Here is a 13,260-nt window from a genome sequence, read left to right as displayed (position 1 = left end):
GCTACATTCAAAAAATGAAATTTTTTTATGAAAACAATACTCATCACCGGAGCGACTTCCGGAATAGGAAAATCTACCGCTGAACTTTTAGCAAAACAAGGAAACAGAATCATTATCTGTGGAAGACGGCCAGAAGTTCTGGAATCTGTAAAGACAGAATTATCGGCTTTAACAGAAGTTTTTAGTTTAAAATTTGATGTTAGAAATCTTCAAGAAGTTGAAACTGCCATCGAATCGCTTCCGGAAGAATGGAAAAAGGTAGATGTATTAATTAATAACGCCGGAAATGCACATGGTTTAGAGCCTCTTTCAGCAGGAAGTACAGACGATTGGGATTCTATGATTGATGGTAATGTAAAAGGTCTTTTATACGTTTCTAAAACGCTTATTCCGATGATGAAGGAAAGAAATTCCGGACAGATCATTAATATCAGTTCGGTTGCAGCGAGACAAACCTATGCAAATGGGGTTGTGTATTGTGCTACCAAAAAAGCAGTCGATGTTATTTCTGAAGGAATGAGAATCGAACTTACAGAATTCGGAATCAGGGTAACGAATATTCAGCCTGGTGCTGTAGAAACTGATTTTTCTTTAATTAGATTTAAAGGTGATCAGGAAAGAGCAGCAACAGTTTATGCAGGTTACGAGGCTTTAAAAGCTGAAGATATTGCTGATGCAATTGCCTACTGTATCAATGCTCCGCAACACGTAACGGTTTCTGATATGACGATCTATCCAAGCGCACAGAGTGAGCCGAGAACGATTTATAGAAAAGGATAATTAAAAATTGATTAATTTGAGAATTTGAAAATGAAAATTCTTCTTTCAATATTTCTGTTTTGCTTTGTTTTTGGATTTTCTCAAAAGTATTCAAAAGATGAGAAAGCTGTTTTATTACAAGTAAAAAAGCTTGATTCTTTGATGATGAAAAATGATGTTCAAATTGTTGATTTGTTTTGTTCAGACGTTTCATTCGGACATTCCAATAGCTGGATTCAAAATCTGAATGATTTTAAGAAAGATTTTACATCAAAAAAAGTCAGTTATAAAGAAATCACACAACTTGAAATTTCAGAATTAAAACAGTTTAAAAATACGGTAAGCATTCGAAGAAGTGTAAAAGTTACAGGTCTTTACAAAAATCAGGATTTTGAAATGAAACTGGCTTTACTTGAAATCTGGCTTAAAAAGAAATCTGCCTGGAAATTGTGGAGCCGGCAAAGTGTGGAAATAAAGCCATAAATTTGCACAGAATATCAACACAATGGACGAAGAAATTCAAAATTTTTTAATTTACAATACACCTAATGAAAAAGTTAGGGTTGATGTTTTTTTGCAGAACGAGACACTTTGGCTTACGCAAAAAGCTATGGCTACTTTGTTTGGTGTAAATGTACCTGCAATAAGCAAACATCTTTCAAATATATTTGAGGAAGGAGAACTTATTGAAAATTCAACTATTTCCATTTTGGAAACAGTTCAGCAAGAAGGGAATCGAAGCGTTAGGAGAAACGTAGAATACTACAATCTAGATGCTATTATTTCAGTCGGTTATCGTGTAAATTCATCAAAAGCAACACAATTTAGAATTTGGGCGACCCAAACTTTGAAAGAGTTTATTATCAAAGGTTTTGTAATTGATGATGAACGACTGAAGCAAGGACAAAATGTATTTGGTAAAGATTATTTTAAAGAACTTCTTCAGAGAATTCGCTCTATTCGGGCAAGTGAGAGAAGAGTTTATCAGCAAATCACAGATATTTTTGCTGAATGCAGTATTGATTATGATAGAAATTCAGACATCACAAAGAATTTTTATGCAATAGTTCAGAATAAATTTCATTTTGCGATAACCGGTAAAACTGCGGCAGAAATTATTTATCAAAATGTCGACAGTAGAGAAGAGAATATGGGTCTGACGAATTGGAAATATTCTCCACACGGAAGAATTTTAAAATCTGATGTTATTGTTGCCAAAAATTATCTATCTGAAAAAGAAATTCAACAATTGGAAAGAACTGTTACAGGTTACTTTGATTATATCGAAGGTTTAATTGAGAGAGAAAATACTTTTACAATGGAATCTTTGGCCAAAAGTGTCAATAGATTTTTAGAGTTTAACGAGTATAAAATCTTGGAAGGAAAAGGAAAAATTGCGAAAATTGCAGCTGATAAAAAAGCAGTTTCTGAATATGAAACTTTCAATAAGACTCAGAAAATAATTTCTGATTTTGATAAGGAAATTAAAAAATTAGGTAAAAAAGATAAGTTATAAAACTTATAAATAATTTGAAAATGAAAATATTATATCTCGAAACTTCCTCAAAGAACTGTTCGGTAGCCATTTCAGATGGTGAAAAACTGCTTTGTTCTACAGAAGAAGTTTCAGAAAATTACAAGCAGTCAGAAAGTCTTCACACTTTCGTAGAATGGGCTTTGGAAGGTGCCAACTTATCAATGAAAGATATTGAAGCGGTTTCTTTAGGAACAGGTCCGGGTTCTTATACCGGTTTGAGAATCGGTGCTGCTTCAGCAAAAGGCTTTTGTTACGGACTGAAAATTCCCCTGATCGCCGTCAATTCTATGGAAAGCATGATAATGCCGTTTTTAGGGCAAAACTATGAAATGATTATCCCTTTAGTCGATGCAAGACGAATGGAGGTTTATACCGCTGTTTACGATGGTATTTCGGGGGAAGAGCTTATTCCTACCGAAGCTAAAATTTTAGATGAAACTTCTTTTGAAGAACTGAAAGACAAAAAAGTACTTTTCGTGGGCGACGGAGCATTAAAGGCAAAAGAAATATTGCAGCTGCCAAACGCAGAATTCAATACAGACATATACCCTTCTGCTCAGTATTTGATAAAGAAAACTTTAGAAAAGATAAAGAATGAAGATTTTGAAGACATTGCTTATTTCGAGCCTTTTTATCTGAAAGATTTTCACGGAGTAAAGAAAAAAAGTAAAAGCGAAGAATAATCTTCGCTTTTTTTTATTTAGTCATTGGTTTTGCTTCAACCGGAGCCTGAAGCTTTTGCATCGTGTTATTCCCTGGTTTTTTCAGAATATTGTTATTCTTTGGTGGGTTATTGTTCATCTGATTAACCGTATTATTCGGGGCAATATTACTATTTTGAGATTGAATATTACTTGGCTGTCCCGGTCCGTTAAAAGGATTATCTGGCATCTTATTTCCTTTATTGTCGGTTGCCTGGAAGGCAATATCACTTTTCAGATAATTCAGCATTTCTTTAGCTTTAATTCCTTCAGGAGTTTTGGCGTAATTCAACACGATTTGTTCAAGCTGTAGAATCATCACTTCTTTTCCACCAGTTTTTCCGGCATTGAAAGCATTTAAAAGATTAAGTTTTGGGACTAAAGCATCTTTAGGATATTTGAGAACCACCTGCTCTATTTTGCCCTGACTTTCTGCAAATTTTTCAGATTCATACAATGTAAAGGCCATTTTGTATTCGTTTTCAACCTCTTCAGAAGATTTTACAAAATTATTATTTTTAGGATTTCTTGCGAATTCTGCATAGGAAGTATAAGGATAATCGGTCAGTAAAATCTGTTTTGCTCTGGCTGCAATTTGTGGATTTTTCTCATAATTCATTGCGAAAATTTCATATAAAGCCTGAAGCATCACTTTCTCTTCCGGTTTTACATCTACCAAATCATAAAGCGTTTTTGTTGCTAAAGGTGTATTGGTAAAATAATTCTGATACATTACCCCAAGTCCCAATGAAGCGGTGTCTCTATCTTTTTTCAACTGAGATAATTTTCCGGCATCTGAAGGAATTTGCTCTATATAAAATGAAGGCTCAAAACGTCTCGGATTTGGCACTGAAGTCACTCCTAAAGCTTCATTTTTCATGTCTTCCAGAGACGTCATTTTTTTAGAATAACGCCAGTTGTCGACCAAAGCACGATCGCCCCAAACTTGCTTAAACGTTGATGTACCTTTGCTTACTGTACCTGTATTACCGAAGTAAAAACCTTTCGCCGAAACCCCAAAATCTTCGAAGGAATTTGAACTGTTAGCAAAAAGAGAATTGGCATTGTAATCTCCGGTATCAAAACCTTTGCTTCTCTCTGCACGTCTCCTTTCCTGCTCTTCTTTTTCTTCTTTAATTTTTAGTTTCTCAATATATTTTGCAAAATAATCTGTCTTTTGCGCATCAGACATTTTTGCCAAAGAAAGGACACTGTCATTTCTCTTAATTAAATAATAGTTTTTTGAGATTTTTTTAATGTAACTAGACTGATCCTGCAGCAAAATTCTCGAAGGTTCATACGTCATAGAAACCAATGCAGAATCATAATAAGCTCCTGCGCCGATGTAATCATTTTTGTCAAGATAATCTTTACCGATCTCATAATAAGCCAAACCTCTCACCTGTCCGTCAGAAACTTTTTCAAGCAATGATTTTCTGAAAAACTCCTGCGCTTCTTTTTTCTTACCGGCTTTATTAGCCATTAGCCCTAAAGCGTAATAGAATTCATTCTTTCGTGACCCGTAAGTCCCTTTTTTACTTATTTTTTCGAGATAATCTTTTGCGCCTTCATAATTTCCTTTTCCGTTGAATGTTTTTGCAATTTCGATCTGCGATTTCACTTCAAATTCAAAATCATTGGCATATTTATAGGCGGCTAAAAAGCTTTCTCTCGCCAGATCCTGTTTTCCTGTTTCCTGTAAGATTTGTCCTCTCAAAAAGGCAATTCTGCTTTTTAGTTTTCTGTTTCCGTTCAGTTCAAAAGCACGGTCTAATTCTTTTATAGATTCTTCTTTTTTACCTGCATCCAAAAGTGATTCAGCATAATAAATACTCAAAAGTTTATCATGATCTTTGCTCAATTTTTCATTTCTGAGCTTATTGAAAATTTCGTCAGATTTATGATAATTTTTAATTTGTGAATAGGCCAAAGCTTCGTAAATATGGGCTAATGGAAGTCTTTTGTCTTCTTTCATGTGAGTGAAAACATAGTTTAAGGCATCCAAAGCTTTGATCGCTTTTCCCTGATAAATTCTAGATTGAGCTAGAATTATGTAGGCATCAAAAATAGTTTTATTTTGCTCCTCTCCTTTTCTGATGACAGAATATTTATTAATTGCTTTTAAAGCCTTAGCTTCTGCAATTTCTAACACGGATGCTCCTTTATTTCCTTCCGGATTATTAGGATCTTGAGACGTATTTCCGGGCATTCCAGGCATTCCGGGACCATTTGATGGCATTCCGGGAGCGTTTCTTGCATTTTGTTGCGGTCGGTTTACCTCCGCCATTTTCATAGAATTTTCCGCAAAAGCTGAAGATTGTCCCAAATCACTTCCCAACGGTTGCTCCTCGTACGTTAGTATAGGAATATATGGCGCATAAAAATTATCTTTATGAGCTTTGTCTCTCTCTGTAAACTCACTGTTTAAGGCATCTTTTGCATTAAACAGAGTATTGTAATATGTTGAAAATCCTTTTAAAAACTTTGATCTTGCTTCCGGTTTTTTCACTTTCGTGCCACAGGAAACAACGATAATCGCTGCTAAAAGAAAGACTATATTTTTTTTCATTATTTCAATATAACTCGCTAATTTACTTTTTATTATCAGCAGTTTGGTGATTTTGTAAAAATAATAATAAAAATCTTATTTTGAAAACGGTGATAATTCTTGTAATATTTTATAAACTAAATGAGTAGGAAGCCCCATAATGGTATAAAAACTTCCGTTTATTTTTTTGATTTTTGCCATTCCAAGCCATTCTTGTATTCCGTACGCCCCTGCTTTGTCGAATGGTTTATATTTTTTGATATAAAAATCAATTTCCTCATCTGAAATTTCATCAAATTCTACATCGGCAACATCAGTCTCTGTGATGCTTTTATCTGAAGTTTTAATGGTAATTCCGGTATACACCTGATGAGTTTTTCCTGATAATGACTGAAGCATCTTTTTTGCCTCGGTTTCATCTTTTGGCTTCCCAAGAAACTGATTTTCATTGGCAACGACCGTATCTGCGGTCAACAAAACTTCATTATTTTGAATGTTTCCGAATGCATTTGCTTTTAATTCAGATAAATAAGCTGCAGCGTCTTCTATTTTTATATGGTCTGGTAAAATTTCTTCACAATCAATTTTCACGACCTCAAAATCAAAACCTAAACTTGACAGTAATTCTTTCCTTCTCGGAGATTGTGATGCTAAAAGTATTTTCATCAGTATTTTATAAATAATAAACGATTAATGTAAATGATATTTTATGTAATGAGAAAATATATTTGATTATAAGTCTTTTATCTATTTTCTCTCATCTTCTTATACGGATTGCGTATTATCATCATGCCATTTTCCCTGAACTTTCATCACCTGCTCAATGACATCACGTACTGCTCCGCTTCCGCCTTTTATTTGAGAAATATAATCTGCAATTCCTTTTATTTCGGGAACGGCATTTTCAGGACAAGTCGCAATTGCAGAATTCTGCATGATATGAAAGTCTGGAATGTCATCCCCCATCGTTAGAATTTCTTCATTTTTAAGATTATATTTAGCCTTAAAGTCTTCAAAATCTACCATTTTGTCATGAGATTTTGCATAGTAATCCTGAATGCCTAAATAACTGATTCTGTGTCTTACCATTTCATCATTTCCGCCTGTAATAACGCCGATCAGATAATCATTTTTTAATGCTTTTACAACAGCATATCCATCCAGAACATTCATCACACGGCTCATGTTTCCTCCCGGCATCAGATAAACGCTTCCGTCAGTAAACACGCCATCTACATCAAATACAAATGCTTTTATATCTTTTAATTTCTCTTTATAGCTCATACATTGTTTTAATAGAATGATTCATTGTTTTATAAATTTCAAGACTCTCATCTTTTAATAACTGCTCATGTAATTCCAGAATTCTTTGGTCATTTCTGACAGCAGGTCCGGTTTGCGCTGATTTGGGCTCTATTTCAGAAATTTTCTGAACGGTTTCGTTAATTAGCGGCAAAAAATAATCAAAAGGAATTTCCTGTGCATCCGAAATTTCTTTAGCTCTTGCAAAAAGATGATTCACAAAATTGCAGGCAAAAACTGCAGTCAGATGAATATATTTTCTTTTTTCATGAGTACTTTCCATTACATTGTCTGAAATTTTTGAAGCTAAATCAGTTAAAATTCTTTGATCTTCTTCATTTTCTGTTTCAATGAAAAACGGAATTTTTTTATAATCTAAATTTTTAGTTTTAGAAAAAGTCTGCAAAGGGTAAAAGCTTGATTTTCTGTACTCTCCTATCAAAATTTCTTTAGGAAGCGATCCTGAAGTATGGGCAACCAAACAATCTTTTTTGGCAATAATTTTAGACACATCTTCTACAGAATTATCACTTACACAAATAATATATAAATCTGCGTCTTGCAGGTTTTCAGTTGAATAAGAAATATTTAATTCTGAAGAAATTTTCTGAAGTTCTTTTTCATTTCTACCAAAGATCTGGGCTAAAGAAATACCATTTTGAATGAAGGCTTTTGCCAAATGATAGGCAACATTCCCGGAGCCGATAATGACTGTTTGCATAAAACAAAGATAAGAGTTTTTAGTTTTGAAAAGAAAGCTGAAAAAAGTGAATATTTTAGAATAATATTTATTGCTATAAATTTTAAAAGTTAATATATTGGACTAAAAATTGAATAAGTAATTTAACTTTTAGATATTTTTGTAATCCAAAACAATGAAAGCATCTTATGAAGATTAAAGACGCAGAGATTATTGCGCTGATGCAAAACCCACGAACGCTTGAAAAAGGTCTTCGGGTGTTGATGGATGCTTATCAGAGTAGATTATATTGGCATATCAGACGAATTATTGTAGATGGAGATCTTGCTCAGGACACTTTGCAGGAGACATTTATAAAAGCATATCAGAATTTTCATCAGTTCAAAAATGACAGTCAATTATATACCTGGCTGTATAGAATTGCAACGAATGAAGCATTACAGCAAATCAATAAGCTGAAGCGAATGCAGAAAACCGATGAAGATCCTGAATATTATATGCAGAATCTGGTTGCCGATAATACACACAGTGATGCTGAAGAAATCCAAATCTTTTTGCAACGAGCCATACAAAGCCTGCCCGAAAAGCAGAAACTGGTATTTATGATGCGGTATTATGATGATTTGCCTTACGAAGAAATATCAAAAATTGTTGATATGTCAGTAGGAACATTAAAAACAAATTATCATTATGCCAAACAAAAAATAGAAGAATATATCAAAGAGAATTACGAGAGATAATTTTTGAGAACCAACGACATGAAAGATTTTGATCTAGAAAAATTAGAACGCAAAAACATTTATAAAATGCCTGACAATATGTTTGAAAGCATTCAGGATAAAGTGTTGAGCCAAGTGAAAGATTTTGATCTAGAAAAACTGGAACGCAAAAACATTTACAAAGTTCCTGAAAAGATGTTTGAAAACATTCAGGACAGAGTGTTGAGTGAAATAAAAGCGGATAAGAAAGCTCCGATTTTCAAATTAAATTGGGGATATGCAGCAGCAGCGTCTTTGGCTCTGATTTTCGGAGCGACATTTGTATATCAATCAAATTCAGATTCTTCAGTAAACGGAGATCCGGTGACTGGTTATGCAGATAACAGAACATCTCCTAAAAAAGAAAGCGAATTGGCCTACGAAACTCTAACTTCAGATTTAACTTCGGTAGAAAATACTAATCAAAGAACTGAAAGACAGGTTGATATAAAGCCTATAGTTTCGCAGGTTGTTAATAAAAATTCGGAAAAACAAAATAAAAAAGCAGTAAAAACTGCTAATGAAGTACATATGAATGAATATTTAGAGTCGCTTCCCAATTCGGAAATAGCAGAATTGGCAAACAATTCTAGTCAGGATGTTTATTTAGACTTATATAATTAGAAGAAAGATGAAAAAAATATTATTTACACTTTTTGTTATCTCAAGTTTTGGGCTGAATGCACAAATCAAAGAGTATGATTGGAAGAAAATGAATCCCGATCAGAGAAAAGAAGTAATAAACAATCTTTCTCCAGATGAAAGAAAAGCACTTCTTACACAATTCAGAAATAATATGGTTGTTGATATGCTTGACGTTGCACCACAAGATAAAGCAGAGTTTACTGCGATGTACAACGAATATTTAGACAATCAGAAAAAGATAAAAAGTCAGTTCGATTCAAATTTTGATCCCGAAAAACTTTCTGAAGATGAAGCAAAAGTAAAGCTTCAGCAAAGTTTTGATGTTGGGCAAAAATTATTCGACAACAGAAAAAAGTATGCTGAGAAGATGCAGACTGTGATTCCTTGTCAAAAAGTCTTGAAGCTTTTTCAGTCTGAGGGAATGATGAGAGATAAAATGAATGAAAGAAAACCTCACGGCGGAAAAAAGAATTCTTCAGAATCGAAGCAAACTCCATAATAGTTTATTTTTTTAATGTTGGACGACTCTTGCAATTTATTGCAAGGGTCGTTTAATTTTAAATTGGTTAATATTAATTTAGAATTGAAATCTTATTTATAATTTTGAAAAAAACTTAATGATGATCAAAACTTTTTTTCTTTTACTATTTTCAATAATAATTTCTGCACAGAAAATACAGTTGGTACAGCTTACCCAAAATATAAAAGATAAGAGTAAATCTGCGAAATCGTTAACCATTATTGATGACCGGGAAGATCCAAAAATAGGATCAGTCTCGCATCAAAATGTACCATTTGAAATTCAGTTTAAAGATAATCAAATGGAAAACGCTGTTCAGGAATGGTTTTTATCAGATAATAAAAAATTAGGAAATACCGATTTTATACTGCGCATTGAAACTCTGAAAGCTTACGACGAACCTACTGAAAGATATACGTTAGGAAAGCTTGATGTTAAGTTGTCCAGTTTCGTTAAGAAAGGCGATAAATATTATTTCGTGAGCAGACTTTCCGACAATTTTTCTTTTCAGCCTAAATATGATGTGCATATTCCTAAACTTACGGCCAATAAACTGAGTTTTGTTTTAAGTAAAATTATTAATGAAACCTATTCTAATCCGACGATAGATGTTGCTTTAAATGAAAACGAACTGAAAAATTATGAAGAAATAATTTTAAAACAGATAAAATCATTAAATAGCGAAACTCTTTCTGAAGGTGTTTACCCTGATTTTATATCTTTTTTAAAGCAGGAACCCAGCAAAGAATATGCAGTAAATAAAAATAAGAAAGGAACTGCAATAGGATTTATTAATGCTAAAAATTGGCCTGTTGTGGAAAGGCTTTTCGGATATGTTGAAAACGGAACAGCATTTCGTTTAACTCCGGTTGGTTTTCTTGAAATGAAAAAAGATGAAAAGGGCTTTTTTGTAATCTCTTCCAAAAACGCATTATCAACGCAGGTAAGTGAAGGTATGATTGCCGGAAGTCTTATTGGTGGAGTTGTGGGTGGAGCAGTTGCTGGTGCAATTGATTCAAAAGACTCTCAATATTCGAAGATGCAAAAAATCTATATAGATTCTTTAAAGGGAGAGTATATTTTTGATTAAATATTGTTGTTTCAGGTTATTTGAGATTTTAAAATAACTTTTCTTCTTTCGAAAACAGTCTTATAAAATTAATTTTCTCCCTGTAAAATTAAGAATGATAAATTTCCTTCAAATTGTTATCTTTGCAAATTACATAGTTCTTAAATGAAAAACATACGAAATTTTTGCATAATCGCCCATATTGACCACGGTAAATCTACTTTGGCAGACCGTCTTTTGGAGTATACCAATACAGTGACTCAAAGAGAATTACAATCTCAGACGCTTGATGATATGGATTTGGAGAAAGAACGTGGGATTACGATAAAATCTCACGCCATCCAGATGGATTATGAGCTTAATGGCGAAAAATATATCTTAAATCTTATTGATACACCGGGACACGTAGATTTTTCTTACGAAGTTTCGCGTTCGATTGCAGCTTGTGAAGGTGCGCTTCTTATTGTAGATGCAGCGCAAAGTATTCAGGCACAAACGATTAGTAATTTGTATCTGGCTCTAGAAAATGATTTGGAAATTATTCCGATTCTAAATAAAATAGATCTTCCGTCTGCGAACCCTGAAGAAGTTACCGACGAAATTATGGGACTGATCGGTTGTAAATATGAAGATGTTCTTCGTGTTTCAGGAAAAACAGGTGAAGGTGTTCATGATTTGCTTGAACAGATTGTTGCAAGAATTCCTGCTCCGGTTGGAGACCCAAATGCGCCGCTTCAGGCATTGATCTTTGATTCAGTTTACAATCCTTTCAGAGGAATTGAAGCTTATTTCAAAGTAGTCAACGGAAGTATTTCTAAAAACGAGAAAATTAAATTTTTTGCTACAGGAAAAGAATACGGGGCTGATGAAGTTGGAACATTGAAACTTAAACAGCTTCCGAAGAAAACAATCGAATGTGGTGATGTAGGCTATATTATTTCCGGAATTAAAGATGCCCGTGAAGTAAAGGTTGGTGATACGATTACCTCTTTTGTGAATCCTGCCGAAGCTCCGATTGACGGTTTTGAAGAAGTAAAACCAATGGTTTTTGCCGGTATTTATCCTATCGAATCTGAAGATTTTGAAGAATTGAGATTCTCATTGGAGAAATTAAGACTAAATGACGCTTCTTTGGTTTTCGAGCCTGAAAGTTCAGCAGCTCTTGGTTTCGGTTTCCGATGCGGATTCTTGGGAATGCTTCACATGGAGATCATTCAGGAACGTTTGGAAAGAGAGTTTGATATGAACGTGATTACGACAGTTCCCAACGTTTCGTATCACGGATATTCTAAAAAAGATCCTGAAACTACAATTTTAATCAACAACCCGTCTGAAATGATTGATCCCAATCTTTTAGATAGAGTAGAAGAGCCTTATATTAAAGCTTCTATCATTACAAAATCTGATTTCGTTGGAGCTGTAATGACTTTGTGTATTGAGAAAAGAGGTGAAATTGTTAACCAAAGTTATTTGACTGCAGACAGAGTAGAATTGACTTTCAATATGCCTTTGGCAGAGGTTGTTTTCGACTTTTATGATCGTTTAAAATCTATTTCTAAAGGATATGCATCTTTCGATTACTCACCAATCGGAATGCGTTCTTCTAAGCTGGTAAAAATGGATATCCTGATCAACGGGGATATGGTAGATGCTTTATCTTCATTAATTCACGATTCGAATGCTTATTACATCGGTAAAAAGATGTGTGAAAAATTGCGTGAACTGATTCCGAGACAACAGTTTGATATTGCTGTTCAGGCTGCTTTGGGAGCGAAAGTTATTGCAAGAGAAACCATTAAAGCTTTAAGAAAAGACGTTACCGCAAAATGTTACGGTGGAGATATTTCAAGAAAAAGAAAACTTCTTGAAAAGCAGAAAGAAGGTAAGAAAAAGATGAAGCAAATTGGTAGAGTAGAAGTTCCGCAATCAGCATTTATGGCAGTTTTGAAACTGAATGACTAGGAAGTTAAAAGAGCCAAGTAAAAAGATAAAAGTGAAATCCGCAGAAATTTTCTGCGGATTTTTTTATTCATGATGGTTAATCAAAAACGGGTTAAATTTTATTTTTTCGTATATTTTATTTCCATTGTTTTGTACTCTTTGCCTGTTTTAGAATCAGGACCATACATTTCTAATGTTTGATGGGTATCGTCTACAAAAGTATAGACTTCTCTCATATTGCAGTCTTTTCCGGGTCTGGTAGGATCTGTCATTTTTCCTTTAAATTCAATAGATTTTTTGGATGCATCCCAATCGCCTTCCATATTCATCAATCCGGTTCCCATATTGTCAATCCAAGTGCTTACAAATTTCTTTTTAGCATTGTCATACCCCGTAATGCTCATTCCTTCAAAAGGCATTCCCATAAAGTTTCCTTTGTGTTCACTGCTTTGATAGCGCCCGTCAAAAATCATTTTATTGGTCGTTGTCGAGGTGCTTGTCATAGGTTTTCCGCCGTCTTCCATCCACATTGTATTTTCTCCAAGCCAGACTCCGTCAGATTTTGCCAACATTTTCTGCATATCTCCGGGTGTGGCAAATTCCATCCATGCTTTGTTTGCGGTTGCAGAATCTACCGGTTTCCATTCTTCATTGGCGATAGAATCTTTTCCGTCAGAGGTTTTTACATCAATTTTTGCTTTATCACAAGCGATAAACAGAAGCGCAGCGCAGGTTACGAAGAATAAATTTTTCATAATTGTTTAGTTTTAAGTTGTTTAT

The 13,260-nt window shown here is 34.0% G+C and carries 14 protein-coding genes; 9 read left to right on the top strand and 5 right to left on the bottom strand.

What is annotated here, in order from left to right:
- The first annotated feature begins 27 nt into the window (after nucleotides 1-27).
- Genes OH814_RS09670 through tsaB form a run of 4 tightly spaced genes read left to right on the top strand, consistent with a single transcriptional unit; the run spans nucleotide 28 to nucleotide 2,979 of the window.
- Nucleotides 28-780, top strand: coding sequence for an SDR family NAD(P)-dependent oxidoreductase (locus OH814_RS09670; protein WP_308828015.1), 753 nt, complete (start codon nucleotides 28-30; stop codon nucleotides 778-780).
- A 30-nt stretch (nucleotides 781-810) separates the two neighbouring features.
- Entirely contained in the window at nucleotides 811-1,242 is a 432-nt protein-coding gene (locus OH814_RS09665; RefSeq protein ID WP_308828014.1) for a hypothetical protein, read from the top strand.
- A gap of 22 nt (nucleotides 1,243-1,264) precedes the next feature.
- A complete protein-coding gene (locus tag OH814_RS09660) occupies nucleotides 1,265-2,275 on the top strand; it encodes a virulence RhuM family protein (protein WP_308828013.1) in 1,011 nt (336 codons plus the stop codon).
- Nucleotides 2,276-2,295: 20 nt separating this feature from the next.
- Complete coding sequence (gene tsaB / locus OH814_RS09655; RefSeq protein ID WP_308828012.1) at nucleotides 2,296-2,979, top strand: tRNA (adenosine(37)-N6)-threonylcarbamoyltransferase complex dimerization subunit type 1 TsaB; 684 nt, start codon at nucleotides 2,296-2,298, stop codon at nucleotides 2,977-2,979.
- 13 nt (nucleotides 2,980-2,992) lie between these two features.
- Here the strand turns inward: tsaB and OH814_RS09650 are convergent, their stop codons facing one another.
- The 4 genes from OH814_RS09650 to OH814_RS09635 form a co-directional block, all read right to left on the bottom strand.
- The gene (locus tag OH814_RS09650; RefSeq protein WP_308828011.1) at nucleotides 2,993-5,566 is read right to left on the bottom strand and encodes a tetratricopeptide repeat protein; all 2,574 of its coding nucleotides are present in this window, start codon (nucleotides 5,564-5,566) and stop codon (nucleotides 2,993-2,995) included.
- A gap of 75 nt (nucleotides 5,567-5,641) precedes the next feature.
- The gene (locus OH814_RS09645; RefSeq protein WP_308828010.1) at nucleotides 5,642-6,211 is read right to left on the bottom strand and encodes a Maf family nucleotide pyrophosphatase; all 570 of its coding nucleotides are present in this window, start codon (nucleotides 6,209-6,211) and stop codon (nucleotides 5,642-5,644) included.
- A gap of 99 nt (nucleotides 6,212-6,310) precedes the next feature.
- Nucleotides 6,311-6,829, bottom strand: a complete 519-nt coding sequence (locus OH814_RS09640; RefSeq protein ID WP_076561393.1) for an HAD family hydrolase — start codon at nucleotides 6,827-6,829, stop codon at nucleotides 6,311-6,313.
- On the bottom strand, nucleotides 6,819-7,568 hold the full coding sequence (locus OH814_RS09635; protein ID WP_308828009.1) for a DUF2520 domain-containing protein: 750 nt from the start codon (nucleotides 7,566-7,568) through the stop codon (nucleotides 6,819-6,821). The genes OH814_RS09640 and OH814_RS09635 overlap by 11 nt, the downstream gene beginning before the upstream one ends.
- Before the next feature lie 167 nt (nucleotides 7,569-7,735).
- Between OH814_RS09635 and OH814_RS09630 the strand changes: the two genes are divergently transcribed.
- The 5 genes from OH814_RS09630 (at nucleotide 7,736) to lepA (ending at nucleotide 12,501) form a co-directional block, all read left to right on the top strand.
- Nucleotides 7,736-8,287 carry an RNA polymerase sigma factor gene (locus OH814_RS09630; protein WP_115620769.1) on the top strand — a complete coding sequence of 184 codons (552 nt, stop codon included), beginning with the start codon at nucleotides 7,736-7,738 and terminating at the stop codon, nucleotides 8,285-8,287.
- Between the two features lie 18 nt (nucleotides 8,288-8,305).
- Nucleotides 8,306-8,929, top strand: a complete 624-nt coding sequence (locus tag OH814_RS09625; protein ID WP_279196391.1) for a hypothetical protein — start codon at nucleotides 8,306-8,308, stop codon at nucleotides 8,927-8,929.
- A gap of 7 nt (nucleotides 8,930-8,936) precedes the next feature.
- A complete protein-coding gene (locus tag OH814_RS09620) occupies nucleotides 8,937-9,449 on the top strand; it encodes a hypothetical protein (protein ID WP_279196392.1) in 513 nt (170 codons plus the stop codon).
- A gap of 121 nt (nucleotides 9,450-9,570) precedes the next feature.
- The gene (locus OH814_RS09615) at nucleotides 9,571-10,560 is read left to right on the top strand and encodes a hypothetical protein (protein WP_308828008.1); all 990 of its coding nucleotides are present in this window, start codon (nucleotides 9,571-9,573) and stop codon (nucleotides 10,558-10,560) included.
- A 144-nt stretch (nucleotides 10,561-10,704) separates the two neighbouring features.
- Nucleotides 10,705-12,501, top strand: coding sequence for a translation elongation factor 4 (gene lepA / locus OH814_RS09610; RefSeq protein WP_308828007.1), 1,797 nt, complete (start codon nucleotides 10,705-10,707; stop codon nucleotides 12,499-12,501).
- Nucleotides 12,502-12,599: 98 nt separating this feature from the next.
- Here the strand turns inward: lepA and OH814_RS09605 are convergent, their stop codons facing one another.
- Nucleotides 12,600-13,235: a DUF1579 domain-containing protein gene (locus OH814_RS09605; protein ID WP_308828006.1), complete on the bottom strand. Its 636-nt coding sequence runs from the start codon at nucleotides 13,233-13,235 to the stop codon at nucleotides 12,600-12,602.
- Nucleotides 13,236-13,260: the final 25 nt, after the last annotated feature.

The organism is Chryseobacterium sp. CFS15 (genome assembly GCF_031118795.1).
GTDB lineage: Bacteria > Bacteroidota > Bacteroidia > Flavobacteriales > Weeksellaceae > Chryseobacterium > Chryseobacterium indoltheticum.
This window is presented reverse-complemented; position numbering and strand designations above follow the sequence as displayed.